This window comes from Nocardia sp. CDC153 (assembly GCF_035818515.1).
Taxonomy (GTDB): Bacteria; Actinomycetota; Actinomycetes; order Mycobacteriales; family Mycobacteriaceae; genus Nocardia.
This window is the reverse complement of record NZ_JAYKYU010000001.1, coordinates 518,162-543,885: the sequence shown is the minus strand read 5'-3', so window position 1 is coordinate 543,885 and position 25,724 is coordinate 518,162. Positions and strand designations below refer to the sequence as shown.

The following is a 25,724-nucleotide window of genomic DNA, read 5'->3' as shown; positions in this document are numbered from 1 at the left end:
CCGCCTCTCCGCGCCTTTAGCCGAACCGTAAGAGCCTACGCACGTCACGTTGCGGACCGGCGGTCGCGTAGCGGGAGACTTAGCCCGTCCCCGATGAGTTACCCCGACCGTTACGAGATCAGCTGTCGCCCGTGATACGCCGCGCGCCCGGCACCGGGCCAAACGCCGTGCGCACGCTGCGGCACACTCCCGCGCCCGCGAGTTCGGCGGCGACGGTGACCGCGGCGTCCTCGTCCTCGCAGAGGAAGGCGCAGGTCGGGCCCGATCCGGAGACGATGCCCGCGAGGGCTCCCGCGGTGACGCCCGCGCGCAGGGTCCGGCGCAGTTCGGGTTTCAGCGAGAGCGCCGCGGCCTGCAGGTCGTTGCCGAGCAGCGGGGCGAGTTGCTTGGCCTCGCCCGAGGCGAGGGCCTGCAACAGCTCCTCGGGGCTGCCGAGCCGGGGCGGCGACCCGAGCTCGCGCAGGCGGTCGAGTTCGCGGAAGACCGCCGGGGTGGACAGTCCGTCCTTGGCCAGTGCCAGGACCCAGTGAAAGGTATTGCGGGACAGCACCGGAAGCAGTTTCTCCCCGCGCCCCCGGCCCAGCGCGGTGCCGCCGTGCAGGGAGAAGGGGACGTCGCTGCCGAGTTCCGCTGCGATTTCGGACAATTCGGTCCGGCCGAGGCCGAGTTCCCACAGGTCGTTGAGCCCGATGAGGGCCGCGGCCGCGTCGGCACTGCCGCCCGCCATGCCGCCCGCCACCGGAATGCCCTTGCTGATGGCGATTTCCACCAGCGGCGCGCACCCACCCAGGTCGGCCAGCTTCACGGCCGCCTGCCAGACCAGGTTGCCGCGGTCGGTGGGCACCTCGTCCGCGCCCTCGCCGGTGACCTTCACGCGCAGGGCCGAGGACGGCGCGAGCTGGACGTCATCGCTGAGCGACAACGCCTGGAACACGGTGGTGAGGTCGTGGTAGCCGTCCTCGCGCAGATCGCCGACCCCGAGGTGCAGGTTCACCTTCGCTGGCGCGCGCACGACGACGGGGCTGGGCACAACTGAGAGCACGGGCACAGCCTAGTCGACAGATTTCCCGTTCGAGTACTTGCGCCAGGTACCCATGGGGGGTATGTTTCTGAATGTCGGGGATACCCCCACACCGTATGGATCAACAGCGTGTTCGAATCACAGACATAAGGAGACCGCCATGGCCACCAGCACCTACACCGTTACCGGCATGACCTGCGGCCACTGCGTCGGTTCGGTGCAGAAGGAGATCGGCAAGATCGACGGCGTCACCTCTGTGGACGTGGATCTCGCCAGCGGCCTGGTCAAGGTCACCTCGGCCGCCCCGCTGGCCGATGCCGATGTGATCGCGGCCGTCGACGAAGCGGGATATGAGGTGGCGGTGTGAACGACCGACTGAGGTTCGCCGCCTTCGGTGGCGGACTGGTCGTCTTGTTCGGAGCCGCGCTCGGTATCGGTGCCCTGGTCGGGGACCGGTCCGGCGCGGCCCCGGCCGCGGCCGACCACAGCGAACACCGCGCCGCCGCCACCGGGCTGCGGGACACCGAATCCGGCTACACCCTCGGCGACATCACCGCCCCCGCGACCCCGAATCAGCAAGGCGCACTGCGATTCCGGATCACCGGGCCGCAGGGCACCGTCACCCGATACAACGACCTGCACGAGCAGGACCTGCACCTGATCGTGGTCCGCACGGACGCGAGCCAGTTCCGGCACGTGCATCCCACCCGGGCCGCGGACGGCACCTGGTCCATCGACTGGACGTGGGCCGAACCCGGCAGCTACCGGGTGTTCGCCGACTTCTCCCCCACCGACGGCCCCGGCGAGCTGGTCCTGAGCCGCACCGTCGCGGTCGCGGGCAATGTATCCGACAAGCCGCTGCCGCCGGTGTCCAAGACCGCCGAGGTCGACGGCTACCGCGTCACCCTCACCGGTGATCTGAACACCGCGGGCAGCGAACTCGCGTTCACCGTCACCCGCGACGGCAAACCCGTGACCGACCTGCAGCCCTACCTCGGCGCGTACGCTCACCTGGTGGCACTGCGGGCAACGGATCTGGCCTACCTGCACGTTCATCCCGAGGGCGAGGTCGGCAAGACCGCACCCGGCCCCGAGGTCGTATTCGCCGCGCAAGCGCCCAGCGGCGGCGACTACCGCCTGTATCTGGACTTCCAGCACGGCGGCGCGGTGCACACCGCGGAGTTCACCGACCGAGCACTCACCGCCGCATCCGATTCGGATGCGCCCGCACACCACGGAGGAGGTCACTCATGAGCGCCCCTGTCAGTTTCGGAGACAATCTGGCACCCGAGCGTTCGATCGAACTCGATATCGGTGGGATGACCTGCGCCTCCTGCGCGTCGCGAATCGAGAAGAAGCTCAATCGGATCGACGGCGTGACCGCGTCGGTCAACTACGCCACCGAGAAGGCGAAGGTCAGTTTCCCGGAGTCGGTGACGCCGGACGAGTTGATCGCCAAGGTGGTCGATACCGGCTACACCGCCGCCGTGCATCACAGCGAGCCGGTGAAAACCGAGGCTGCCGAGGGTGATTCGGGGCCGTCGCCCGCGGATCTGTTGCGGCACAAGCTGTTGGTGACGCTCGCGCTCGCGGTGCCGGTGGTCGCCATGGGCATGTTCCCGGTGTTCCAGTTCACCAACTGGCAGTGGCTCTCGCTGACCCTGACCGCGCCCATCGTGGTGTGGAGCGCCTCGCAGTTCCATCGGGCCGCGTGGGTGAATGCCAAGCACGGCGCGGCGACCATGGACACGTTGATCTCGCTGGGCACGCTGGCCGCGTTCGGCTGGTCGGTGTACGCGCTGTTCTGGGGCAATGCCGGAATGCCGGGCATGAAGCACCTGTTCAGTTTCGCCATCGAGCGCGGTGATTCGTCCTCGGCCCTGTACTTCGAGGTCGCTGCCACCCTGGTGACGGCGATTCTGGCGGGCCGGTACTTCGAGGTCCGCTCCAAGGAGAAGGCCGGATCGGCCCTGCGCGCGCTGCTCGAACTGGGCGCGAAGGAGGTGTCGGTGCTGCGGGGCGGCGTCGAAACCCGCATCCCCACCGCCGATCTGCGGGTCGGTGAGGAGTTCCTGGTTCGTCCGGGCGAGAAGATCGCCACCGACGGCATTGTGGTGAACGGTAATTCGGCGCTGGACATGAGCATGCTGACCGGTGAGTCCGTCCCGGTCGAGGTCGGGGCGGGCGACTCGGTCGTCGGCGCGACCGTGAACGCGGGCGGTCTGCTGACCGTGCGCGCCACCCGGGTCGGCGCGGATACCCAACTGGCGCAGATGGCCGCGCTGGTCGAGGAGGCGCAGAACGGCAAGGCTCCCGTGCAGCGGCTCGCGGATCGGGTTGCGGGCGTGTTCGTTCCGATCGTCATCGCGATAGCCGTCGCGGCGCTGGGCTTCTGGCTCGGCACCGGCGCGGCGGTGGCGACCGCCTTCGGCGCGGCCGTGGCGGTGCTGATCATCGCCTGCCCGTGCGCGCTCGGATTGGCCACGCCCACGGCGCTGCTGGTGGGCACCGGTCGCGGCGCGCAGCTGGGCATTCTGATCAAGGGCCCGCAGGTGCTGGAGTCGACCCGGCGCATCGACACGGTCGTGCTGGACAAGACCGGCACGGTCACCACCGGCAAAATGACGCTGGCCGAGGCGATTCCGGCCGCGGGCGTCGAGGTCGACGAGCTGCTGTCGGTCGCCGCGGCGGTCGAGCACGGGTCCGAGCACCCGGTCGCCAAGGCCGTGGTTCTCGGTGCGGCCGAGCGCGGACTCGACACCGAGCGGGTGGAGCAGTTCGTCAGCCACGGCGGCAAGGGCGTGCAGGGGCTGGTCGGTGAGCGGGCGGTCGTCATCGGACGCACCGAGCTGCTGGCGGATTGGTCGATCCGGCTGCCGGAGTCGTTGGCGGAGGCCAAGACTCGCGCCGAGCAGGCGGGCAAGACCGCCATCGTCGTGGCCTGGGACGGCCGGGCGCGCGGGGTGCTGGTCATCGCGGACGCGGTGAAAACCACCAGCGCCCAGGCGATCTCGGAGATGAAGGCGCTCGGCCTCACCCCCGTCCTACTGACCGGCGACAATGCCGCCACCGCTCGCACCGTCGCGGATCAGGTCGGCATCGCCGAGGTCATCGCCGAGGTGCTGCCCAGCGACAAGCTGGACGTGGTCAAGAAACTGCAGGACGAGGGCAAGGTCGTGGCCATGGTCGGCGACGGTGTCAACGACGCCGCCGCCCTGGCCCAGGCCGATCTGGGTCTGGCCATGGGCACCGGCACCGACGTGGCCATCCAGGCCGCCGACATCACCCTGGTCCGCGACGACCTGCGCGCCGTCCCGACCGCGATCAAACTGTCCCGCGCCACCCTGCGCACCATCGAGGGCAACCTGTTCTGGGCCTTCGGCTACAACGTGGCGGCCATCCCCCTGGCCGCCGCCGGACTCCTGAACCCCATGCTCGCCGGTGCCGCCATGGCATTGTCCAGCGTCTTCGTGGTCAGCAACAGCCTGCGCCTGCGCGGGTTCAACGGATGAGCGAAACCACATCGCGCCGCGGGGCCGTCCGGACCAGCACGACCGGGCGGCCCTTTCGCTCGTCCCGATCGTGTTGAATGTCGGGTGACCACCGCCGCCGCGCTTCGAGGAGCCCCGTTGACCACCATTGCCGAATACCTGGCCAACGCCCAGATCCAGGCCACCCCGGTCGACGCCACCGCCCCCGGCGCCCCGAAGGTCACCGTCGGCATCCCCGAAGGTTGGCAGCAGGTCCCCGCGGGCATGTTCCCCGGCTCCTACGGCGTCTGGACCCAGCCCCCGGTCAACGGCTGGGCCGACAACGCCGTCCTCCTGGTGGCCACCTTCACCCCCAAGGTCGACGCCCGAGACCTCCTCACCCACGCCTTCGCCGACGCCCGCCAACTCCCGAACTGGCAAGACCTCGAAACCGACACCGAGGACTTCGACGGCCACCCCTCCGCCGGCATCACCGGCACCTACACCGTCGACCCCCTCACCCTCTGGGCCTACAACCGCTACATCATCGTCGACTCCCCCAACGGCCAATACCTCGTCCAACTGACGATCACCACCCGCACCGACAGCGACGGCACCGCCCCCACCACCCTCCTCGAGGGCCTCTCCATCTCCGCCTGACAGGCCTCATCCGACAAGCTTGTGCCAGCGGCGATGCCGGTAGCGGAAAATGCCCTGCGCCAGCAGTGCGACCAGTGGGGTGAGACGACCGGCATCGATCACCACCGTGTCCGTGTAGCGGGACCGGTTGGGCGACAAGGCTTCCACGTGCAGCGTGTGGTCCCACACGCTGATCACGCCACCGTGCTCATGGGTCCGGATCGTCATGGTGGACTCGTCGACGTCGACGACCTCGATGGTGTGGCGATAGGCCGGAATGACATGGAAGGCGAACAGCCACGCGGTCCCGCGATCTCCGGCGTGGAACGGTTCGACCCGTCCGCGCAGCGCGGGTATGCCGATCAGTCCACGACAGACGTAGACGAAGGTCGCGGGAGACCGCATCGCCGCCCACACCCGTGGTGCGTCGACGGGCAGATCAGTGTGAATCTCAATGGTGCGCATGCCATCTCCTCATCCTCGAGTAATTAGGGTACCCTAATTTTCTTGAAAGGATGAGCTCGCCGACCGCTCGTATTCCCCTCTGCCGAGCGGTTATCCGACCGACGGCCGAGGCCGCCGCGGGGTTGCGGCGGCCTCGGGTGGGGTGGCGTCAGATGACGAAGAAGCCTACGACGCAACCGATTACGGCGCCGGCCACCATGCCGATGAAGAGGCCGGGGATCGCGCCGATGATGAGGGCGATCAGGCCGATCACGGTGCCGATGGCGCCGAAGAGGGCGACGCCGACCGCGCCACCGGCGATGCAGCCGATGACACCGATGTCCTTGAGGGCCGTCTGGGCGACTTCCTGGACGCCGGTGTTGTAGTCACCGGTCGAGATCGCGGCGTGGTCCTGGGTCGGCCAGGCGGTCATCGTGGTGCCGTCCTCGGCGACCTCGACGCGCAGGCTGACGGGCTGGCCCGCGAGCGTGTACTCGGTCGGGATCTCCTCGACCACGGAACCGTCGGGCGCGGAGACGGTGACCACCGCGCGATCCGGCGAGAAGGCGAACTTGCCCTCGTTCAAGTGCGTGACCACGCCGAGGTGATCGTCGGCCAGCGTGGAGGTGTAGGCCAGACCGTGGTCCTGGCCACCCACCGTCAACGGCTGTTCGGCCTCGCCGTGGGCGGTGGCTGTCGCGACGACGGTGGCGGCGATGGCCAGCATCGCGGTCGCGGCAAATTTCCTGAACTGCATGTGCACGCCTCTCATTCGGTGTGGATGCGCCGGGTCCATTAGGGAAATCGGCGCATCCGTGAATTGGGGACATACATACAGAGCGATTGCAGAGCTATTGCTAACACGAAACCGTCCGGTCGGTCTTTAGCCTCGCCACGAAAACTCGGTCGCAAATTGGGTACACGTAAAACCAGTGCGACACGGAAACAACGACGTGAAATGGGGTGAATCCATGCGAAGCCTGATATTTGACAGCGATGACCTGGGCGTGACCGAGGAGTTCCTCAATCGCGTCTACACGAAGATGTCCATCGGCAACGACAGCGAAAACGGTGTGTCCACCCGCATCCGCCGCAACACGCTCGGCCAGGTGAACATGGACCTGCTGAATCTCGGATTTTCCATGCGTTACGACGCCGACCCGCTGGAAAAAGTGTGCCTGTGCGCGGTGGAAACCGGCGCGATCGAGGAGAACTATCGCGACGCCGGGGTCGATGTATTTCTGCCCGGCGACGTCGGGTTGCTGACACCACCGGATCTGCCCTACAGCGGGATGGTCCGATCCGCGCGGTACCGCGCGGTCCTGTTCGATCCCGAGCTGCTGGAGCGAGTGGGCGGCCCGTCACGCGAGCACACCAAAATCCAGTTCACCGGGCACCGACCCGTGAACGCCGCGGCCGCGAAACGCCTGGCGCGGGCACTGGCGCATCTGGATCAACTCGCCGCCGACCCGGAGGTCACACCCGACAGCCTGGTCGCCACCACCGCCTCCGACTATCTGGCCGCGATCGTCCTCGACACCATGCCGACCACCGCACGGACCGAACCGACCGCCGTCGACCGCTGCGACGCGCACGGCGAAACGGCCCGCCGCGCCATCGCCTATATCGAAACCCATATCCACCAAGACATTTCGATCGCCGATATCGCCGCGGCCTGCTTCGTGACCACCCGCTCGGTGCAGCTGGCGTTCCGACGCCACCTGAACACCACCCCCACGGCCTATATGAAACGGCTGCGCCTGTACGCCGCCCACGAGGAACTGCGCGCGGCGTCCCCGGCGGACGGGCACACCGTCACCTCGATCGCCCAGCGCTGGGGCTTCGCCCACCCCGGCCGCTTCGCCATCGCGTACCGCCGCGCCTACGGTCAAGCGCCCAGCACGACGCTCAATGGGTGAGTATGTCCGTGCATTCGCTTCGGGTACCGAAACCGGAACGTCGGCTTCGCTTTCGGGACTGACACCCCCCGGACCGGCCTGGCACGCTGGACTGGTATCGGTACCCGAGAGCGAACGGGCGGTTCATACCACGAGCATCTGCCCCGTCGAGAGGTACCGCGAGAGGTTCCTCATGAACGACCTCACCACCACCGCACCCGATCCGGAACGCGCGCGCGAGCTCTACGACGCGGTCGACACCGAGCTGAAGGTGCTGGCGGGGCTGAAGGACGGCGACGAACGCGCCCGCCTACGCGCGGACGTGCTGCGTCGCTGTTCGCCGCTGGCCCGGCACATCGCCCGCTGCTACTGCGGGCGCGGCGAGAGCTACGACGACCTGTATCGGGTCGCGTACCTGGGCCTGATCGACGCGGTCGACAGCTTCGAACCCGTCCGCGACGGCACGTTCCTCTGCTTCGCCGTGCCGACCATCATGGCCGAGACCCGCCGCTACCTACGCGGCCGGGACTGGTCGAGACGGGTTCCGCAGCGGCTGGAACGGATCGCGCGACGGCTCGATCCGACCATCGACGCACTGCACCGCCGCCTCTCGCGCATGCCGACCGCCTCGGAGATCGCCGCCGAACTCGATGTCGATGTCGGCGAGGTCACCCAGGCGATGCTCACCATCCGCCCCGGCCACCAGAGTCGCAATGGCACCCAGAGAAAGGACTCGCGATGACCATGACCCGCAATCGATTCCCGCTCTCGCGCATCCGAGTCCGCTGGTCTCAAACCGAAGGCGCCTATCTGGCCTGGCTACCCCAACAACCCGATCTACGCACCCGCGATCCGCATTCCTCACTGGCCGCCCTCGACCGACTGCTGCATCTCATCGAGCAATCCGGTACGGCCGCACCGGGATAGCGGATCAGTCCACGCTCGCCAGGCGAACGAAGGCCGCGGTATCGAGGGTCTCGCCGCGCGCGGTCGGCTCGATTCCGGCTGCGACGAGGCGCTTCTCGGCTTCCGCGGCCGAGCCCGCCCACCCCGCCAATGCCGCGCGCAGTGTCTTGCGGCGCTGCGCGAACGCGGCATCGACCACGTCGTAGACACGGCGGCGGAACGAATCGTCCTGTGGCCAGGGCGCTTCGGTGAAACGGTCGATGCGGACCAGACCCGATTCGACCTGCGGCACCGGCCAGAAGATCTGGCGGCCAACGGTTCCCGCGCGCCGCACGGTGCCGAAGAAGCCCGCCTTCACGCTCGGCACGCCGTAGATGCGGCCGCCGGGCGTCGCCGAGAGCCGGTCCGCCACCTCCAGCTGCACCATGACGAGAGTCGTTCGGATGCTGGGGAATTCGGCCAGCAGGTTGAGCAGCACCGGCACGGCCACGTTGTAGGGCAGGTTGGCCACCAGCGCGGTCGGCGCGGCGGGCAGATCCGCGTGGGTGACCTTCATGGCGTCCATCGGGACGACGGTGAGCCGATCGGCCAGTTCGGGGGCGCGCACGCCGACGGTCTCGGGCAGGTGCTGCGCCAGATTCGGGTCGATCTCCACGGCGATCACGCGATCGACCACATCGAGCAGCGCCAGGGTCAGCGAACCGAGTCCCGGCCCGACCTCGAGCACCGTGTCGTCGCGGCCCACCCCCGCGGTGGCGACAATGCGGCGCATGGTGTTGGCGTCGTGGACGAAATTCTGTCCGAGCTGCTTGGTCGGGCGAATGCCGAAGCGCTCGGCCAGCTCGCGCACTTCGGCGGGGCCCAGCAGGGCGGCTTTACCTCGACCGGCGGATTCGGGTTCGGACATTCTGGAAAACCTATCAACCCGCGTGCTCGGGACACGGTCGGGGTGGCCGCTCAGGATACGGTCGGCACCGCGAGGATGCGATCGGTGAAGGCGTCGATGGCGGCCCACATGGCCGGGTTGAGTTCGGTGTGGTCGCCGGTGCCCAGCACGGTGCTGAAGTCCACGCCGTTGGCGGCGAATTGCGCGGCCAGGGCGGCGTGCAGCGGGGACGGCACGGTGGTGTCGGTCGTATTGAGCAGCAAGAGAATCGGCGCGGTGTACCCGCTGGTCGCCACGGTCATGTAGTCGCGCAGCACCGCCGAGAACGGTCCCTCCGAGAGTGGGCGGGACAGAATCGCGCCCGGGACCACGCCCTTCATCTTGTCGGTGAGCTCGCCGAGGCAGTCGTACCGCACGCTGTCGAGCAGCTGCCGCCCGTAATCGGTGAGATAGCTGTCGACCTGCGCGTCGGGTCGGGCCGCGCGCATGCCGATGAGAATGGAGACGAAGAAGGCGTCGGTGTCCTGTCCCGACGGACCGGGCAGCGCCGGAACCCACGGACCGGCGATCGGCAGCACCTTCTCCACGTCCGAGGCCGGGTCGATGGCGATGGTGCCGCGGAAGTCCAGATCGGGTGCGAGTCGGGCCTGATAGCTGGAGGTGCCCAACGCGGCGTGACCGCCCTGCGAGGGTCCGCTCACCGCCCAGGTGCGCGACAGCTCCGGTCGGGCGCTGCGGACGGCCTTGACCAGATCGATGGTCGCGCCCGCTTCGGTGCGCAACTCGAGGTAGGGGTGCGGTCCGGTGTCGAACTCGCCCAGCCCCACGTAGTCCGGGGCGACCACGGCGAAGCCCTTCGACAGGAACAACCGCATGACCGCGTCCTCCTCGCGGCGGCGATACGGCAGCACCTCGCGCTCCGGATCGGACTGGCAACCACAGCCGGGACCGAGTCCCGTGGTGCCGTGATCCCAGGCCATGATCGGCCAGCCGCCGGCGGGCGGTGGACCGGACGGCAGGAACAGCGCGCCGCTGGCCTGGACCGGCTCCCCATTGGACCGGGTGGTCCAGTAGGTCACCGACGATCCGCCCCACAGGTTGTGCCACCCGTCGGGCTGACCGGTCTCGGTGATCAAGGTCCCCGCGGGCTCGGCGGTTGCCGGGCCCGGAACGCTCAGCAGCACACCGGCCGCCACCGTCGCGACGGTCAGTCCCAACGCTCCTGCGATCCGCATGATTCCTCCAGCGACGGCGGCCTTCGATGGTCGGCAAGTCTATCGACTTGGAATCGCCAGATATTTGCTAGACCCTCATCGGGCGTGGCGGCTCCGCGCGTCGCCGACCAAATCCGCCAGCTCGCACGAATTTTCACGGGCGATGCCGGTAGCGTCGCCCCTCGGGAACCCGGACAGATGAGGAGAGTGCATGGCGGCCCAGCGGATTCGACGGCTCGTCCTGGGAGCGACGCTGCTGACCGCGGCCGCGGTCGCGCTGCCCGCGGGACCCACGAGCGCGGACCCCGCTCCCGGACTGGACCGGTTCTATCACCAGAGCCTGGACTGGAAGCCCTGCGACGACGCCACCCTCGACGCCGCGGGCGCGCAGTGCGCGGGCGTGCTGGTGCCGCTCGACTACGACAATCCGAACGGCCGCACCCTGACCGTGGCCATCTCCCGCATCGCCGCCACCGACCCGAGCCGTCGCCGCGGCATCCTGCTGTCCAATCCGGGCGGCCCGGGCGGGCAGGGCCTGCGCTACACCAATGCCATCGCGCAGATGCTGACACCCGATGTCCGCGCGCAGTACGACCTGATCGGCATGGACCCGCGCGGCATCGGCCGCTCCGATCCGGTCAGCTGCACGATTCCCGTGCCCACCATGCTGTTCTCGGCCGGATTCGACGTGTTCGGCTACGCCCGCGACACCACCGTGGCCGCGGCGCTGGCCACCGCGTGCGTGGGCACCGACCCGGAGAAGGCCCGCCACATCACGACTCGCAATACCGCGCGCGATATGGACGTCATCCGAAGCGCATTCGGCGAGGCGAAGCTCAATTACTATGGCGCGTCCTACGGCACGTACCTGGGCTCGGTCTACACGCAGATGTTCGGCGAGCACGCCGACCGCGTCATCCTGGACAGCCCCATCGATCCGGACCGCTATTACATCGGCCTCTATCAGGACATGGGCCCGATCAACGAGTACGCCCTCGACGACTGGGCGACCTGGGCGGCCCGCCACGACGACGTGTACCACTTCGGGGCGACCCGGGAAGCGGTGCGCGCCTTCATCGAGGACCTGATCCGACGCTCCGCGGGCAAGGAGATCTACGGCAGCTTCTATCTCGTCGACGAGCACACCATTCCCATGATGTTGCTGGCGCTGCTGACGAATCCGCAGATGAACCAGAACCTCGCCGAGGTGGTGCAGATGCTGGATTCCGGTGTGTCGGGCGGGCCCATCGATATGGACGAGATCAAGCGGCGCATTGTCGCGGCGGTGCCGCTGGACGCCGCCGCCATGGCCGCGATCATGTGCGGCGACAAGGCCGCGCCGCGCGATCCCGCCTGGTACTACGCCAATGTCGACGCGGCGCGCAAGACCCAGCCGGTGTTCGGGGCGTTCGCCAACAACATCACCGCGTGCGCGTTCTGGCCCGATCCGGTGGAACCGCCCACCGAAATCCACAACGCCACACCGGTGCTCATGCTGGCGAACGTCCACGACACCCGCACCGCCTACCAGGAAGGGCTGGCGCTGCACCGGGATCTGACCGACTCGCGGCTGGTCACCCTGGCCGACACCAGGGTTCACGGCGCCTTCCGGCCGGGGCTGAGCCCGTGCCTGATCGGCATCGTGAACACCTACCTGGGCACCGGTGCGCGGCCCGCGCAGGACGTCACCTGCGAACCCGACTTCTCCTGGTTCCCACAGTAATTCGGGCTACTTCGCGTCGACCAGAGAACTACTTCGCGGCCGCGAGGACCCGATCGCTGAACGCCCCGATGGCATCCCACATCTGCGGGCTGACCTGGGTGTGGGTGCCGGTGCCGACCACGGTCTGGAAATCCACCCCATTGGCGGCGAACTGCGCGGCCAGCGCGGCGTGCAGCGGGGACGGCACGGTGGTGTCATTGGTGTTGAGCAGCAACAGGATCGGCGCGTCGTAGCCGCTGGTGGGCACCGCCATGTACTCGGTCATGGCCGCCTGGAACACCGGATCGTCGATCGGCCGCGAGAGCATGTCGCCGATGCCCATGCCGTCGACCACCTTCATGATGTCCACGAAGCACAGGCTCTGCGACGCGTCCACGGCCTGCTTGCCGCGCGGGGTCAGGTAGCTGTCCACATCCACCTCCGGGTGGGTGGCGCGCAGCCCGGCCAGCATGCTGACCACGAAGCCGTTCACCGCGGTTCCGGCCTGCCCCGGAATCTCGGGCACCCACGGGCCGACGAACGGCGTGATCTTCTCCAGATCCGATTCCGGATCGACGGCGATGGTCCCGCGGAAGTCGAGATCCGGCGCGGTCGAGGACTGCAGGTGCGCGGTGCCCAGCGCGGCCTGACCGCCCTGCGAGAACCCGGTGACCGCCCAGGTCCGACCCAACTCCGGGTGGGTCGCGCGGGCCGCCTTGACCAGGTCGACCGTCGCGGAGGCCTCGGTGCTGATCTCCAGGTACGGGTGCGGGCCGGTGTCGAAACGCCCCAGCCCCAGGTAGTCCGGGGCGACCACGGCGAAGCCCTTGTTCACGAAGTACTGAATGACCTGGTTCTCGGCGGGCCGGTGCAGCTTGGTGTCGTCGGTCTGCCCGCCGCAGCCGGGCCCCATGCCGGAGGTGCCGTGGTCGTAGGCCATGATCGGCCAGCCGCCCGCGGGGGCCGGACCGGACGGAACGAACAGCGCGCCACTGGCTTTCACCGGTTCGCCATTGGATCGCGTGGTCCAGTAGTCGATGATCGTGCCATTGTTCAGACCGCGGAACCCGTCGGGCAATGCGGTGGTCGCGATCGTGGTGCCCGCCGGATCGGCCTGTGCCGGGGTCCCCGGCAGAACCAGCAACGCACCCGTCGAAGCCACGGCCGCGGTGAAAATCCGCGTCCGCCAACCAACCAGCCGCATGAATCCTCCATCAGGTTCTTCCCGACCCGAAATCCGAGTCGCGCACGGTTTTGAAGCTTATCCATTCTGCCGACGGACAGGTATGAGAACACTCTGGCAATTAGCTGTCGCGAGCGAGGGCAATCGACCCGTTGACGTTCCCTGCAACTTGTTCTAATTTCTCGCCATGTCGAGCAGATTCGAAGGCCGCCGCGTCATTGTCACCGGAGCGGGATCGGGTATCGGGCAGGCGGTAGCCGTGCGCCTGCTGGAAGAGGGAGCGCGGCTGGTCGCCGCGGATGTCAGTGAAGCCGGGCTCGCCGCGACCGTGGACGCGGTGCCCGCCGAGCAGCGGGATCGACTGCGCACGCTGACCGTCGACATCTCCGATCAGGACACGGTGCGCGCGGCCACCGCCGCGGCCCATGAATTCCTCGGCGGCCTGGACGTTCTCGTGAACGCCGCGGGCATTCTGCGCGCCGCGCACACCCACGACATGCCGCTGGCGGACTGGAACCGGGTCATCGCGGTCAATCTGACCGGCACCTTCCTCATGATCCAGGCGAACCTGCCCGCGCTCGTCGAATCGGGTCACGGCGTGATCGTGAACTTCTCCTCCACCGCGGCCTTCGGCTCCAACCCGTACATGGCCGCGTACTCGGCGTCCAAGGCGGGCGTCAACGCGCTCACCCACTCGATCGCCCTCGAGTACGTGAAAAAGGGTCTGCGCGCGGTGAATATCGTGCCCGGCGGCATCAGCACCGGCATCACCTCGGGCCTGGCGCTGCCCGCCGATGCCGACTGGTCGCTCATGGCCCGGCTGCCCGGTTGGATCGAGGGCGGCGCGCTCGGCAAGCCCGAGGACATCGCGGGCGTGGTGGCCATGGTCGCTTCCGACGACGGCCGCTACATGACCGGCACCGAACTGCGCGTCGACGGCGGCGCGCTGATGTAGTTGCGCGACAGTCGGTTCCGCCGCGTCAGCTGATACCCAGGCGCGCGGTGCAGGCGGGCCACGCGCCCCAGCCCTGGCGGGCGCGGGTCACCTCGGCGATGGCGATCTGCTCCTCGCGGGTCGCCAGGTCCGCGCGCGGCGCGTACCGGGTGCCGCCCTGGCGTTCCCAGGTGCCCTGGTCGAATTGGATGCCGCCATAGAAGCCGTTGCCGGTGTTGATGGCCCAGTTGCCGCCGGACTCGCACTTGGCCAACGCATCCCAGGTCGCGCCGTTCTGCACCTCGGGGACCTCGGTGCCCGGCTTCGCGCCCTTGCGAATGGTCTTGGGCTGGGCGGGCACGATGACCGTCGACTTCAGCGGATCCTTGCCCGCCTCTTTGCCGTTCACGATGGAGACCGCGAAAGTCACGTCCTGCGTGCCGGGTACGCCCGGATTCTCGACGATCGTGCGGCTCATATTGAGCGTCTGATCCTCGATGATGTTCTCCGGCGGATCCAACGGCACCCGCTCGGTGCGGTTCTGGACGACCTTGCGGGTGACGGTGATCTTCATGCCGTCGCGCAGCGGGGTGTTCGCCGCCGGTTCCACGAAGTCCTGATTCACCAGCGGGCGTCCCTGCACCTCGAGCAGTTCGCCAATGGTCGGGGCGGCCAGGCGGACCAACGAGGCGGGCGCGCCGTTGTCGGAGAGTTCGACGGTGCGCGGGTTGGTGATCAACAGCTGCGCGCCCTCGAGGGGCAGCGGGGTGGGGCGCGCGGGCGAGGTGAAGACGTCGTTCGGCAGATTCAGCTTGGTGATCGCCTCGGCCACATTGAGCGCGGTGGTCCACGCCTTGGACGGGGTGCCGTCGATGATGAGCGAGACCTCGCGGGCCCGGTTCAGCGTGATGGTGCTGCCGTCGCTGATCTGCGCTCCGGCCGAAGGGGATACGTCGTCGCGACCGGTGATGGCGTAGCCCGCGTCCTTGAGCGCGCCGCGCACATCGCCGCGCATGGTGCTCTCGATGATCTTGCTGCCATCGATGACCAGGGTGACCTGCTTCTTGCTCATGATCGCCACGCCCGCGCCGACGATGAGCGTGACGAGCATCGCCGCGATGGCCCCGTACAGCATCGGGGAACGCGACGAGTTGATCTTCGCCAAAGCGTGCATCGGAAATCCCGGCATGGTCACAGTACGATAACGAGGGGGTCAGGGATTGACAACCACTACCGGCGGAACTGCGGGAACGAGATTACGACCCGATATCGAACCGCTGGTAAATCACGATCGCGCCACATCATAGTGAGCCAGGACACGCGAGGCCAGCCCGGCCGAGCCCACACAATTTTGCGAGAAACGTTCGGGATGCCAGGTTTTGGGGTTTCAGGGCGGAGCCCTGAGAGTCCCCGAGAGTTGGGGATTCTCAGATTCCGTAGACGCGCCTCGCGTTGGCGGTGGTGATCTTGGCCAGCTGCACCGGATCCTGTTCGCGCAGTTCGGCCAGCGCACGGACGGTGAACGGCAGCATGTACGACTCGTTGGGCGCGCCGCGGAACGGATGCGGCGTCAAGAAAGGCGCATCCGTTTCGACCAGAATCAGTTCGTCCGGAACGAGTTTCGCGGCCTCGCGCAATTCATGCGCATTCTTGAAACTGACCGTTCCGGAGAAACTCAGCACATAGCCCTCCTCGACGCAGGCCATCGCCATGTTCGCGTCGGAGGAGAAGCAGTGGAAGATCACGGTTTCCGGCGCGCCCTCGTCGAGCAGCACGGTGAGCAGGTCGTGATCGGCCTCACGATTGTGGATCATGAGCGGCTTGCCCAGGCGCTTGGCCAGATCGATGTGCCAGCGGAAGCCCTCGACCTGATCCTCGATCTCGGCGCAGCCGTCGAGCTTGCCGGGCCAGTAGTAATCCAGACCGGTCTCCCCCACCGCGACCACGCGCGGGTCGGCGGCCAGCTGTTCCAGTTCGGCCTTGGCGGCATCGTCGAGTGCGTTGGCCCGCGTCGGGTGCAGCGCGACGGCCGCGTACACCCGGTCGTCCCAGTTCGCCGCCTTCACCGCGAACCGCGCGGCCTCCAGATCGTCGGCGACGGTCACCAACTCCCGCACGCCCACGGCGCGGGCCCGCTCCACCAGCGCCGCAACCGATTCCGGGTCGGTCGCGCCGCAGGCGTCGATGTGGGTGTGCGCGTCGATGAGCGGCGAGAGCGGCTGCGGCGGCTCGGGCGCAGGTCGACGGCTACTCATGGGCGCTACCCGCCACGGGGATATTCACGCGAGCGACGAAGGACACGCAGATAGAGTAGACACACCATGAGCGCATCCGAACGCCCCGCCTTTTACCTCACCACGGCCATCGCGTACCCGAATGGCGCACCCCACATCGGGCACGCGTACGAGTACATCTCCTCCGATGCCCTGGCCCGCTTCAAACGGCTGGACGGCTTCGACGTGTTCTATATGACGGGCACCGACGAGCACGGTCAGAAGGTGCAGCAGGCCGCCAAGGCCGCCGGTCTGCCGGAGCAGGAGTACGCCTCGCGCAACTCCGATGTCTTCGAGGCCATGGACAAGGCGCTCGACATCTCCTTCGACCGCTTCATACGCACCACCGACGAGGATCATCTGGCCGCGTCGGTCGCCATCTGGAATCGGATGGTCGAGGCGGGCGACATCTACCTCGACACCTACGCGGGTTGGTACTCGGTGCGCGACGAGGCCTTCTACACCGAGGAGGAGACCACCGTCCTCTCCGACGGCACCCGCATCTCCACCGACACCAAGACACCCGTCGAGTGGACCGAGGAGTCGAACTACTTCTTCCGGCTGTCCAAGTACCAGGACAAGCTGCTGGAACTGTATGAAACGCATCCGGAATTCATCGCGCCCGCGACCCGGCGCAACGAGATCGTCTCGTACGTGAAGGCCGGGCTGAAGGATCTGTCCATCTCCCGCACCACCTTCGACTGGGGTGTGCCGGTGCCGGGGCATCCCGAGCACGTCATGTACGTGTGGGTGGACGCGCTCACCAACTACCTCACCGGCGCGGGCTTCCCGAACACGGATTCCGCGGCGTTCCAGAAGTATTGGCCCGCCGATCTGCACATCATCGGCAAAGACATCTCGCGGTTCCACACCGTGTACTGGCCCGCGTTCCTCATGAGCGCCGGAATCGAGCTGCCCAAGCGGGTTTTCGTGCACGGCTTCGTGAACTACAAGGGCGAGAAGATGTCCAAGTCGGTCGGCAATGTGGTCGATCCGATGGACCTCGTCGAGACCTTCGGCCTCGACGCCGTGCGCTTCTTCCTGCTGCGCGAGATCTCCTACGGCCAGGACGGCTCCTACAGCGAAGAGGCCATCATCGGCCGGATCAACTCCGATCTGGCCAACGAGTACGGCAACCTGGCGCAGCGCTGCCTGAAGATGGTCGGCCGCGACTTCGGCGGCGTGGTCCCGACGCCCGGTGAGTTCACCGCGGAGGACACCGCGCTGCTCGAGCGCGCGAACGGTCTGCTGACGGCGGTGCGCGCCGAATTCGACCAGCAGCAAATCCATCTCGGCCTGGAACAGCTCTGGCTCACCCTCGGCGAGACCAACCGCTACTTCTCCGCCCAGGCCCCCTGGACCCTGGCGAAGTCGGGCACCCCGGAGGACACCGCCCGCGAGGGCACCATCCTCTACGTCACCATGGAGGTCCTGCGCATCGTCTCGATCCTGGTCCAGCCGGTCATCCCCGCCTCGGCCGCCAAGATCCTCGACCTGCTCGGCGTCCCCGCCCGCACCTTCGCCGACCTGGCCACCCCCCTCGCCCCGGGCACAGCTCTCCCCGACCCGGAAGTGGTCTTCCCAAAGTACGCAGCCCCGAAAAACTGAACCCCGGTGCCGCCCGCCCCCCTTCGGCGGGCGGCCACCGACACCCCGCCCACCGCGGGTAGAGATTCCCCTCCGAACTCCACCACCGGAACGGGAACACAGCGAACACACAACTGCCCGATCCGCAGACCGGATCGGGCAGCAACTGATCTCGCCGAACCAGCATCCGATCGGGTTGCAACAGCGGTCAACCGGAAGAGGTGGCACGAATTGGGGCACCCGGCCCGACCAGCTGATCCGGTCGCCATTTCCCGAGAAGGGGGCTCAGCCGACCCTTCGACCACCGGTCTCGACCTCGCCGATCGCCACGTTGCAGGTTCTGTCAGCGGATCGCGAAGGGATCGACCGTGGGGGTGCCGGGCGAGCGGGGGGTGAGCATGAAGAGTTGGTAGGAGCAGTTCTCTGGGTGGAAGGCGTTGTAGGAGCGCATGGTGAGGCTCATGATCTCATCGGTTCCCGGGGTGCGGACCTGGACCAGGGAGTCGTTGAAGAGCTTCTCTTCCATGGGGGTGTTCCACATGCGCGCGAATTCGGGGTTGGCGCTGCAGGTTTCGATGATCTGAGCGAGGCGTTCGGGGGCGACGACACCGGGTGAGAGCACGCGCAGGCCGAAGACCAGGCGGTGGACGATGGTGTCCCAGTTGACCAGGAGTTCGCGGGCCTCGGGGATGGTCATGAACTGCTCGATGACATTGACGGGGCGTTCGGCGTCGGGGTCCGAGGGGGCCAGCCATGGGAACGCTCCGGTCGCGGCCGGATTGGCCGCGAGCACTTCGTATTCGGGGAAGCGGTGGAAGTAGGCCGGGTACGGGAGGGCGTTGAGGTGGTCGAGATCCTCCTGCCGCAGTTGGGGCGGCCAAGTGCCGCGGGCGAAGTTGGAGACCCGGGGCATGGCCAGCGAGACCATCTTCTCGAGCATCCACATCGGCGCGTCCATGGCCGCGCACCAATCCTCGATCCGCTCGGGCGCGACCGCGCGCTCGCCGTTCTCCAGCTTGCGGTAGAGCGAGAGGCTGATGAACATCCGCCGGGCGGTTTCCTCCTGCGTGACGCCCAGCATCTCGCGCCGGTAGCGCATGTACATCCCGAGCAGCGGCTGCTCGGGCATGAGATCGAGCGTTTCCGGCACCAATCCACCTACCTCTCCAGCAATCCTCCCGCTATTTCTATCGAAGTGCCGAGTGAGGATCCAATTTTCCAGCGTTGCAAGAGTACGGACAGCGGGAACCCCTGGCGACTCCGGACCCAACTGATGTCACCCGTATGCAATCCCGCCCCACCCGTATCGCGATGAGCCATTGATAATGGCTATCTGAAGTGCCAGCGGTTCAGTGAGAGAGGGAATGGATGCGCGACAAGCAGGTCCGATCGACGGCGTTGCAGCGCACCAATTTCGACGAACGGCACCGGGCGGCACGGGAGGCGGTGCTCACCTCGCAGCGTGGGCGACTGATCGAGGCGATGGTGGAATGCGTGGAGGCCAAGGGGTATCACTCCACGACGCTGACCGACATCGTGGCGCGGGCTCGGGTTTCGCGCAGCACGTTCTATGAGCATTTCAGCAATAAGGAGCACTGCTTCATCGAGGCGGTGCGGACCGGATCCGACATCATCGCGCAGCGCATCGCGGAGGAGCTCGCGCAGCTGCCGCTCGACGCGGGGGCCTTCGAGCGCATCGAGTCCATCGTGGTGACCTTCTGCGAAACCGTCGCCTCCGAACCGGATTTCGCGCGGCTGATGCTCGTCGAGGCGTTCAAGGTGGATCAGGAGTCGGTGGCGCTGCGCGATCTCGCGGTGGACCGGTTCGCGGATCTGTACCGGGCCTTCTACGCCCAGGCCCGCGCGACCGATCCGAGCCTGCCGGTGATCGCCGACGCGCTGTTCGCCCTGATTCCCGACGCCATCGGCGAGCGCACCCGCCGGGTGATCGTGGCCGACGGCGCGCACCGGGTGCCCGAATTGGCCCCGCTGTTCGTGGAATTCGTGGTCGCGGTGCTGGACCTGCCCGAACAGCCCTGCCTGCCCGAACAGCCCTGCCTGCCCGAACGGCCCTGAGCGACAAGCGAAAACACCTGTCGCCCAGACAGTTTGCGCGACGGGCCGATCGGGTGCCGGTACGTTCCAGTACAGGGGTGAAGTCACTCACAGCGAGCACCGCTGTTCGTCACCCCCGAGCCATATCAATGACACATAGCGTCAGATAGCCAGGCGTTGACCACCGCACCCGAGCATCGACGTACCTCCACGTCAGCTCGCCTGTCGGGTGACAGGCTGGGATGGAAATCTGTGCGGCACCCCGCGTAACACGAAGTGTCGCTGGACGATTCGTCTCAGACAGTTACACGGAACGCTCTAGTTCCCCAAGCTAGTTACTCTCGGGTAGCCTCGGTTCATCCGAGCTTGACGATGACGTTCTTCCAATGTTTCGGTTCCCCCTTCAGGAGTCCCCGTGCCGCAATCTCGTTTCGAGTCTATTGGCGCTTACCTACCCGAGAAGCGCGTTACCACAGCTGAATTGCTTTCCCAATTGCGGGAAGTCCCGGAGTTCGATCTCGAGCGGATCACGGGCGTGCGGGAACGCCGTTTCCGCGACACCCGCCCGGAGAGCCGCGAAGACTCCTTCGTGCTGGCCATGAAGGCCGTCGAGGACAGTCTGTCCAGGTCATCCTATGCCGCAGGCGATCTGGACGTCATCATCTCCACCTCCATCACGCGCAGCAAGCACGGCACCCGCATGTACATGGAGCCGTCCTTCGCCGGTGCCATCGGCCGCGCCATCGGGGCGCGCGAGGATGTCATCGCCTTCGATCTGTCGAATGCCTGCGCGGGCATGATGAGTGGCGTCTACATTCTCGACAGAATGATTCGCAGTGGCGCGGTGAAACGCGGAATCGTGGTCAGCGGCGAGGCCATCACGCCCATTGCGGAAACGGCCGTGAATGAGATTTCCAGTAAATACGATTTGCAATTCGCGTCCCTGACAGTCGGCGATTCCGGTGCCGCCGTCGTCCTCGACGAGGCCGTCGACGACGCGGACAAGATCCACTACATCGAGCTGACCACCGCGTCGGAGTTCTCGCACCTGTGCCTGGGCATGCCCAGCGACAAGACCAATGGCGTCGCGCTCTACACCGACAACCGGAAGATGCACAACGAGGCGCGGTTCCTGCTGTGGACCGACACCCAGCGCAACTTCATGGAGGAGCGCGGAATCACCTTCGGTGAGGAGGGTTTCGACTACATCATTCACCACCAGTTCGGCGCGGCGGCGATTCCGTTCATGAACGCCATCGCCGAGCGCGAGTTCGGCCACCCGATGCCGCCGGACCTGAATGTGATCGAGAAGTATGGAAACACCTCCAGCACTTCGCATTTCATCGTGCTGCACGATCAGCTGAGCCAGCAGGCCATTCCCGCCGGGTCCAAGCTGCTGATGATCCCGGCCGCCTCCGGCGTCGTCGGCGGCTTCCTGTCCACCACCATCTCGTCGCTGAAGGTCTGAGGTCTCGAACATGGGCGTGCGCATCAAATCCACCGGAATCAGCCGGGACACCGACACTTTCAGCATCGTCGAGCTCAGCGGCCGGGCCGCGAAGCGGGCCATGGCGAGCGCGGGCATCGAGCCCGGGCAGGTCGGCGTCATGATCAACGCGGGCATCTTCCGCGACAGCAATACCGTCGAGCCCGCCGTCTCGGCGCTCATCCAGAAGGCCGCGGGCATCGGCCTGGACTACGTGAAGGAGGACCCGCGGTCGTTCTCCTTCGATCTGATGAACGCGGGCACGGGCGTGCTCAACGCGGTGCAGGTGGCGCAGGCGGTGCTGACCACCGGGACCGCCGAGCACGTGCTGATCGTGTCGGGTGACACCCACCCGTCGCTGACGCGGTCGGCCGCGGACGACGAATTCCCCTATGCCACAGCGGGTGCCGCGCTGCTGCTGGAGCAGACGGACGAGCCCGACGGGTTCGGCCGGGTGGTCACCAGGGCCGCGGACGGCGCGCCGGGCCTGGAGTCGTACGTGGATATCGAGACCATGGGCAACCGCGGTCGCGGGCTCATGACCGTCGACCGCGACCCGGACTACCTGCAGCGCCTGCTGGCGGTGGCCGTCGACGCGGCACGCACCGCGCTGGCGGGCAGCGATATCGACGAGGCCACCACTGCCCTCATCGCCTCCACCCCCAGCGGCGATTTCCCGGCGCTGCTGGCCGCCGAGCTGGGCCTGGCCCCCGAGGCGGTGTTCACCCCGGACCTGTCCCAGGGCGACCCGCACACCGCCTCCCTGCCGTTGGCGTATCACGCCGCGGCCGAGGCGGATTCGCTCGCGGCCTACCGCGACGTGCTGTTCGTGGCGGCGGGCGCGGGCCCGTCGGCCGCCGCCGTGGTCTACCGGCTCCCGGCCCTCGCGGGAGCCGCGGCGTGACCACCGCGACCTATTGGCAGGCCATCGACCGCTTCCGCGCGGTCGTGGCCGCCGATCCGGACCGTGAGGCGGTGATCTACCCCGCCGGGCAGACCGCCTCCGGCCTGCCGGACTACCGCCAGCTCACCTACCGTGAGCTCGACGAGTGGTCCGACACCATCGGCCTGCACCTGGCCGCCGCCGGCGTGGGCCGCGGCACCCGCACCATCGTGCTGGTGCTGCCCAGCCCGGAGCTGTACGCGATCATGCTGGGGCTGTTGAAGATCGGTGCGATCCCGGTCGTCATCGATCCGGGCATGGGGCTGCGCAAGATGCTCAACTGCCTGCGCGCCGCCAATGCCGAGGCCTTCATCGGCATTCCGCAGGCGCACGCGGCACGGGTGTTGTTCGGCAAGTACTTCCGGGATGTGCGGGTGACTCTCACCGTCGGCCCGCGCTGGTTCTGGGGCGGTCCGAGGCTGCGGGATTGGGGCACGCCGGTGACATCGGGCCGTCTCGGCAACCGGCTCCGAACCGGCCTGGACGCGGCCGGTCCGGTCAGCGCCAAGGTGGCCGCGCGGCTCGACGAGCTGTTGGCGACCCTGGCGGATTCACGAAAGACCGAGCACCGCGCGCCTTTCGACGCGTTCACCCTCAAGGATCGGGTGCCCGCGCCCGCCGACGAGACGCTGCTGATCGCGTACACGACCGGCAGCACCGGGCCCGCCAAGGCCGTGGAGATGACCCACGGGAATCTCAGCGCGATGGTCGAGCAGGTGCACGCCGCACGCGGCCGGGTCGAGCCTGGTACCTCCCTGATCACCCTGCCGCTGGTCGGCATTCTCGACATGCTGCTCGGATCACGTTGCGTGCTACCGCCTTTGGTGCCGAGCAAGGTCGGCTCGACCGAACCGGCGCACGTGGTGGACGCCATCAACCGGTTCGGGGTGAAGACCATGTTCGCCTCCCCCGCCGTCCTGATCCCGCTGCTGCGGCATCTGGAAAAGCATCGGACCCCGATCCCGACCCTGCACAGCATCTACTCCGGCGGCGCGCCCGTCCCGGACTGGTGCATCGCCGGACTGCGGCAGGTGCTGGCCGAGGACGCCGAGGTGTACGCGGGCTACGGCTCCACCGAGGCGCTGCCCATGTCCACCATCGAATCGCGGGAACTGCTCGACGGTTTGGTGGAGCGCGCCCATCTCGGCGACGGCACCTGCGTGGGACGCCCCGCCGAGGGTGTGCGGGCACGGCTGGTCGCCATCACCGACGACCCGATTCCGACCTGGGCGCAGGCGCGGGCACGGGAGGGCGAGCTGGTGGGCACGCGCGGCATCGGTGAGCTCGTGGTGTCGGGGCCGAATGTGAGCACCCGCTACTACTGGCCGGAGTCGGCGAATCTGGCGGGCAAGATCCCCGAGGGCGAGGTCGTCTGGCATCGCACCGGGGATCTGGCCTGGATCGATGACGAGGGCCGAATCTGGTTCTGCGGGCGCAAGAGTCAGCGTGTGCAGACCTCCGACGGGCCCATGTTCTCGGTGCAGGTGGAGCAGGTCTTCAATACCGTGCCCGGCGTGGTGCGGACCGCGCTGGTCGGCGTGGGCACGCGCGGCACGCAGTTGCCGGTGCTGTGCGTGGAGGCCGAGTCCGGGGTCGACACGACCAAACTCGCGACGCAATTGCGGGAGCGTGCGACCGAATTCGAGGTCACCGCACCGGTTTCCACCTTCCTGTTCCATCCGAAGTTCCCGGTCGATATCCGACACAATGCCAAGATCGGCCGCGAACAGCTCGCGGTCTGGGCGGCGGAGCGGCTCGGAAAGGATGATCGACGATGAAGGTGACTGTGCTGCGGGCGATTCCGGTGTTGGGCTGGCTGTATCTGGCCGTGGGTCTGCTGCTGGCGGCCGGTGATCGCGCACCGGCCAATCGGCTGCTGCGCGCGGTGTTCTGGATCGACGCGTTCCTCAGCATCGTGGTGCACGCGGCGCAGATCCCGGCCGCCTTGAAGGCCACCGCGGGCACGGAACATTCGGTCGCGAAGACGGCCGCCATGACCCAGATTTTCGGAATCACCTGGTGGAAGACTCAGGAGGCGGCGTGAAGGCACTGGTCACGGGAGCGTCCGGATTCCTGGGCGGCGCGTTGGTGCGTCGCCTGGTCCGCGACGGCGACTACGAGGTGGCGATTCTGGCCCGCGCCACCAGCAATCTGCGCGATCTCGCCGAGGTGATCGACCAGGTCGAGATCATTACCGGCGATCTCACCGATCAGGTGTCGCTGGAGCGCGCCACCAAGGGCGTGGATGTGGTGTTCCACAGCGCGGCCCGGGTGGACGACCGCGGCACCCGGGCGCAGTTCGTGGCCGAGAACGTCACGGCCACCGAGAATCTGGTGCGCGCGGCCAAGCGCAATGGCACCGGACGTTTCGTGTTCATCTCCAGCCCCAGCGCACTCATGGATCGCGATGGCGGCGATCAGGTGAATGTCGACGAATCGGTGCCGTACCCGACCCGCTACCTGAACCTCTATTCGGAGACGAAGGCGGCGGCCGAACGGTTCGTCTTGTCCTCGAACACAGCGGATTTCAGCGCCTGCGCGCTACGCCCCCGGGCCATCTGGGGCGCGGGCGACCGCTCCGGGCCGATCGTGCGGCTGCTGAGCCGGGCGGCCGCCGGCACGCTGCCGGACCTGTCCTACGGTAAGCAGGTGCGGGCCTCGCTGTGCCATGTCGAGAACATTGTCGAGGCGTGCGTACTCGCCGCGAGGTCCGAGAATGTCGGCGGCAAAGCGTATTTCATCGCCGATGCCGAGCAGACCGACGTGTGGGGCTTCCTCGGCGAGGTCGCCACCGACCTCGGCTACGCGAAGCCCACCCGGCAGCCGAATCCGCGGGTGCTGGCCGCCGCGGTGGCCGCCATCGAAACCGTGTGGCGCATACCGTTCGTGGCCACCCGATGGTCGCCGCCGCTGTCGCGATACGTGGTCGCGCTCATGACCCGCACCGCCACCTACGACACCTCCGCCGCCACCAGGGATTTCGGGTACCGACCGATCGTCACTCGTGACGACGGCCTGACGGACTTCCTGGCCTGGCTCGAAACCCAGGGCGGCGTAGTGACTTTGACCGAAGGGCTGTAACC

The 25,724-nt window shown here is 67.5% G+C and carries 25 protein-coding genes; 16 read left to right on the top strand and 9 right to left on the bottom strand.

The features are described 5' to 3' along the window. Nucleotides 1-118: 118 nt before the first annotated feature. Nucleotides 119-1,042 carry a 4-(cytidine 5'-diphospho)-2-C-methyl-D-erythritol kinase gene (locus tag VMT65_RS02390; RefSeq protein ID WP_326306246.1) on the bottom strand — a complete coding sequence of 308 codons (924 nt, stop codon included), beginning with the start codon at nt 1,040-1,042 and terminating at the stop codon, nt 119-121. Nucleotides 1,043-1,181: 139 nt separating this feature from the next. Between VMT65_RS02390 and VMT65_RS02385 the strand changes: the two genes are divergently transcribed. From VMT65_RS02385 to VMT65_RS02370, 4 genes are all read left to right on the top strand, one after another. Further along, the gene (locus VMT65_RS02385) at nt 1,182-1,388 is read left to right on the top strand and encodes a heavy-metal-associated domain-containing protein (protein ID WP_326306245.1); all 207 of its coding nucleotides are present in this window, start codon (nt 1,182-1,184) and stop codon (nt 1,386-1,388) included. Continuing rightward, nucleotides 1,385-2,275: a hypothetical protein gene (locus VMT65_RS02380; protein WP_326306244.1), complete on the top strand. Its 891-nt coding sequence runs from the start codon at nt 1,385-1,387 to the stop codon at nt 2,273-2,275. Before VMT65_RS02385 ends, VMT65_RS02380 begins: the two co-directional genes overlap by 4 nt. Beyond that, entirely contained in the window at nt 2,272-4,533 is a 2,262-nt protein-coding gene (locus VMT65_RS02375; RefSeq protein ID WP_326306243.1) for a heavy metal translocating P-type ATPase, read from the top strand. Before VMT65_RS02380 ends, VMT65_RS02375 begins: the two co-directional genes overlap by 4 nt. A 117-nt stretch (nt 4,534-4,650) precedes the next feature. Then, on the top strand, nt 4,651-5,151 hold the full coding sequence (locus VMT65_RS02370) for an LpqN/LpqT family lipoprotein (protein ID WP_326306242.1): 501 nt from the start codon (nt 4,651-4,653) through the stop codon (nt 5,149-5,151). Between the two features lie 6 nt (nt 5,152-5,157). Here the strand turns inward: VMT65_RS02370 and VMT65_RS02365 are convergent, their stop codons facing one another. Beyond that, the gene (locus tag VMT65_RS02365) at nt 5,158-5,595 is read right to left on the bottom strand and encodes a hypothetical protein (protein ID WP_326306241.1); all 438 of its coding nucleotides are present in this window, start codon (nt 5,593-5,595) and stop codon (nt 5,158-5,160) included. Between the two features lie 148 nt (nt 5,596-5,743). After that, on the bottom strand, nt 5,744-6,331 hold the full coding sequence (locus VMT65_RS02360) for a hypothetical protein (RefSeq protein ID WP_326306240.1): 588 nt from the start codon (nt 6,329-6,331) through the stop codon (nt 5,744-5,746). A gap of 214 nt (nt 6,332-6,545) precedes the next feature. On the opposite strand from VMT65_RS02360, the gene VMT65_RS02355 reads away from it, so the two are divergent. From VMT65_RS02355 to VMT65_RS02345, 3 genes are all read left to right on the top strand, one after another. After that, the gene (locus VMT65_RS02355; protein WP_326306239.1) at nt 6,546-7,493 is read left to right on the top strand and encodes a helix-turn-helix transcriptional regulator; all 948 of its coding nucleotides are present in this window, start codon (nt 6,546-6,548) and stop codon (nt 7,491-7,493) included. A gap of 172 nt (nt 7,494-7,665) precedes the next feature. Further along, nucleotides 7,666-8,214, top strand: a complete 549-nt coding sequence (locus tag VMT65_RS02350; protein ID WP_326306238.1) for a sigma factor — start codon at nt 7,666-7,668, stop codon at nt 8,212-8,214. Further along, nucleotides 8,211-8,399, top strand: a complete 189-nt coding sequence (locus VMT65_RS02345; protein ID WP_326306237.1) for a hypothetical protein — start codon at nt 8,211-8,213, stop codon at nt 8,397-8,399. The genes VMT65_RS02350 and VMT65_RS02345 overlap by 4 nt, the downstream gene beginning before the upstream one ends. A gap of 4 nt (nt 8,400-8,403) precedes the next feature. Here the strand turns inward: VMT65_RS02345 and rsmA are convergent, their stop codons facing one another. Together rsmA and VMT65_RS02335 are read right to left on the bottom strand one after the other, a co-directional pair. Next, nucleotides 8,404-9,285, bottom strand: coding sequence for a 16S rRNA (adenine(1518)-N(6)/adenine(1519)-N(6))-dimethyltransferase RsmA (gene rsmA, locus VMT65_RS02340; protein WP_326306236.1), 882 nt, complete (start codon nt 9,283-9,285; stop codon nt 8,404-8,406). A 50-nt stretch (nt 9,286-9,335) separates the two neighbouring features. Then, entirely contained in the window at nt 9,336-10,499 is a 1,164-nt protein-coding gene (locus tag VMT65_RS02335; protein ID WP_326306235.1) for an alpha/beta hydrolase family protein, read from the bottom strand. A gap of 190 nt (nt 10,500-10,689) precedes the next feature. On the opposite strand from VMT65_RS02335, the gene VMT65_RS02330 reads away from it, so the two are divergent. Further along, the gene (locus VMT65_RS02330; RefSeq protein ID WP_326306234.1) at nt 10,690-12,201 is read left to right on the top strand and encodes an alpha/beta fold hydrolase; all 1,512 of its coding nucleotides are present in this window, start codon (nt 10,690-10,692) and stop codon (nt 12,199-12,201) included. Between the two features lie 28 nt (nt 12,202-12,229). Here VMT65_RS02330 and VMT65_RS02325 read toward each other — a convergent pair whose 3' ends face one another. Next, nucleotides 12,230-13,384 (bottom strand): alpha/beta fold hydrolase, encoded by a 1,155-nt coding sequence (locus tag VMT65_RS02325; RefSeq protein WP_326306233.1) that lies wholly within the window; start codon nt 13,382-13,384, stop codon nt 12,230-12,232. A 166-nt stretch (nt 13,385-13,550) separates the two neighbouring features. Between VMT65_RS02325 and VMT65_RS02320 the strand changes: the two genes are divergently transcribed. Beyond that, entirely contained in the window at nt 13,551-14,318 is a 768-nt protein-coding gene (locus VMT65_RS02320) for an SDR family NAD(P)-dependent oxidoreductase (RefSeq protein WP_326306232.1), read from the top strand. A 25-nt stretch (nt 14,319-14,343) separates the two neighbouring features. On the opposite strand, the gene VMT65_RS02315 is transcribed toward VMT65_RS02320, so the two are convergent. Continuing rightward, the gene (locus tag VMT65_RS02315; protein ID WP_326306231.1) at nt 14,344-15,471 is read right to left on the bottom strand and encodes a transglycosylase family protein; all 1,128 of its coding nucleotides are present in this window, start codon (nt 15,469-15,471) and stop codon (nt 14,344-14,346) included. A 253-nt stretch (nt 15,472-15,724) separates the two neighbouring features. Continuing rightward, nucleotides 15,725-16,552, bottom strand: a complete 828-nt coding sequence (locus VMT65_RS02310; protein ID WP_326306230.1) for a TatD family hydrolase — start codon at nt 16,550-16,552, stop codon at nt 15,725-15,727. 66 nt (nt 16,553-16,618) lie between these two features. On the opposite strand from VMT65_RS02310, the gene metG reads away from it, so the two are divergent. Next, entirely contained in the window at nt 16,619-18,178 is a 1,560-nt protein-coding gene (gene metG / locus VMT65_RS02305) for a methionine--tRNA ligase (protein WP_326306229.1), read from the top strand. Between the two features lie 322 nt (nt 18,179-18,500). Here metG and VMT65_RS02300 read toward each other — a convergent pair whose 3' ends face one another. After that, nucleotides 18,501-19,307 carry an MmyB family transcriptional regulator gene (locus VMT65_RS02300; protein ID WP_326306228.1) on the bottom strand — a complete coding sequence of 269 codons (807 nt, stop codon included), beginning with the start codon at nt 19,305-19,307 and terminating at the stop codon, nt 18,501-18,503. A 218-nt stretch (nt 19,308-19,525) separates the two neighbouring features. Between VMT65_RS02300 and VMT65_RS02295 the strand changes: the two genes are divergently transcribed. From VMT65_RS02295 to VMT65_RS02270, 6 genes are all read left to right on the top strand, one after another. Next, nucleotides 19,526-20,233 carry a TetR/AcrR family transcriptional regulator gene (locus VMT65_RS02295; RefSeq protein ID WP_326306227.1) on the top strand — a complete coding sequence of 236 codons (708 nt, stop codon included), beginning with the start codon at nt 19,526-19,528 and terminating at the stop codon, nt 20,231-20,233. A gap of 394 nt (nt 20,234-20,627) precedes the next feature. Next, nucleotides 20,628-21,680, top strand: a complete 1,053-nt coding sequence (locus VMT65_RS02290; protein ID WP_326306226.1) for a 3-oxoacyl-ACP synthase III family protein — start codon at nt 20,628-20,630, stop codon at nt 21,678-21,680. Between the two features lie 10 nt (nt 21,681-21,690). Beyond that, nucleotides 21,691-22,602 carry a hypothetical protein gene (locus VMT65_RS02285; protein ID WP_326306225.1) on the top strand — a complete coding sequence of 304 codons (912 nt, stop codon included), beginning with the start codon at nt 21,691-21,693 and terminating at the stop codon, nt 22,600-22,602. Next, a complete protein-coding gene (locus VMT65_RS02280) occupies nt 22,599-24,419 on the top strand; it encodes a fatty acid CoA ligase family protein (protein ID WP_326306224.1) in 1,821 nt (606 codons plus the stop codon). Before VMT65_RS02285 ends, VMT65_RS02280 begins: the two co-directional genes overlap by 4 nt. Further along, the gene (locus VMT65_RS02275; RefSeq protein WP_326306223.1) at nt 24,416-24,685 is read left to right on the top strand and encodes a hypothetical protein; all 270 of its coding nucleotides are present in this window, start codon (nt 24,416-24,418) and stop codon (nt 24,683-24,685) included. Before VMT65_RS02280 ends, VMT65_RS02275 begins: the two co-directional genes overlap by 4 nt. Continuing rightward, a complete protein-coding gene (locus VMT65_RS02270; RefSeq protein ID WP_326306222.1) occupies nt 24,682-25,722 on the top strand; it encodes an SDR family NAD(P)-dependent oxidoreductase in 1,041 nt (346 codons plus the stop codon). Before VMT65_RS02275 ends, VMT65_RS02270 begins: the two co-directional genes overlap by 4 nt. Nucleotides 25,723-25,724 lie beyond the last annotated feature (2 nt).

Excerpts from the sequence above, each read along its gene's own strand:
- VMT65_RS02385 (WP_326306245.1), top strand. The coding sequence starts at position 1,182 with ATGGCCACCAGCACCTACACCGTTACCGGCATGACCTGCGGCCACTGC.
- VMT65_RS02375 (WP_326306243.1), top strand. The coding sequence starts at position 2,272 with ATGAGCGCCCCTGTCAGTTTCGGAGACAATCTGGCACCCGAGCGTTCG.
- VMT65_RS02365 (WP_326306241.1), bottom strand. The coding sequence starts at position 5,595 with ATGCGCACCATTGAGATTCACACTGATCTGCCCGTCGACGCACCACGG.
- VMT65_RS02360 (WP_326306240.1), bottom strand. The coding sequence starts at position 6,331 with ATGCAGTTCAGGAAATTTGCCGCGACCGCGATGCTGGCCATCGCCGCC.
- VMT65_RS02355 (WP_326306239.1), top strand. The coding sequence starts at position 6,546 with ATGCGAAGCCTGATATTTGACAGCGATGACCTGGGCGTGACCGAGGAG.
- VMT65_RS02350 (WP_326306238.1), top strand. The coding sequence starts at position 7,666 with ATGAACGACCTCACCACCACCGCACCCGATCCGGAACGCGCGCGCGAG.
- VMT65_RS02345 (WP_326306237.1), top strand. The coding sequence starts at position 8,211 with ATGACCATGACCCGCAATCGATTCCCGCTCTCGCGCATCCGAGTCCGC.
- rsmA (WP_326306236.1), bottom strand. The coding sequence starts at position 9,285 with ATGTCCGAACCCGAATCCGCCGGTCGAGGTAAAGCCGCCCTGCTGGGC.
- VMT65_RS02335 (WP_326306235.1), bottom strand. The coding sequence starts at position 10,499 with ATGCGGATCGCAGGAGCGTTGGGACTGACCGTCGCGACGGTGGCGGCC.
- VMT65_RS02330 (WP_326306234.1), top strand. The coding sequence starts at position 10,690 with ATGGCGGCCCAGCGGATTCGACGGCTCGTCCTGGGAGCGACGCTGCTG.
- VMT65_RS02325 (WP_326306233.1), bottom strand. The coding sequence starts at position 13,384 with ATGCGGCTGGTTGGTTGGCGGACGCGGATTTTCACCGCGGCCGTGGCT.
- VMT65_RS02320 (WP_326306232.1), top strand. The coding sequence starts at position 13,551 with ATGTCGAGCAGATTCGAAGGCCGCCGCGTCATTGTCACCGGAGCGGGA.
- VMT65_RS02315 (WP_326306231.1), bottom strand. The coding sequence starts at position 15,471 with ATGCACGCTTTGGCGAAGATCAACTCGTCGCGTTCCCCGATGCTGTAC.
- VMT65_RS02310 (WP_326306230.1), bottom strand. The coding sequence starts at position 16,552 with ATGAGTAGCCGTCGACCTGCGCCCGAGCCGCCGCAGCCGCTCTCGCCG.
- metG (WP_326306229.1), top strand. The coding sequence starts at position 16,619 with ATGAGCGCATCCGAACGCCCCGCCTTTTACCTCACCACGGCCATCGCG.
- VMT65_RS02295 (WP_326306227.1), top strand. The coding sequence starts at position 19,526 with ATGCGCGACAAGCAGGTCCGATCGACGGCGTTGCAGCGCACCAATTTC.
- VMT65_RS02285 (WP_326306225.1), top strand. The coding sequence starts at position 21,691 with ATGGGCGTGCGCATCAAATCCACCGGAATCAGCCGGGACACCGACACT.
- VMT65_RS02275 (WP_326306223.1), top strand. The coding sequence starts at position 24,416 with ATGAAGGTGACTGTGCTGCGGGCGATTCCGGTGTTGGGCTGGCTGTAT.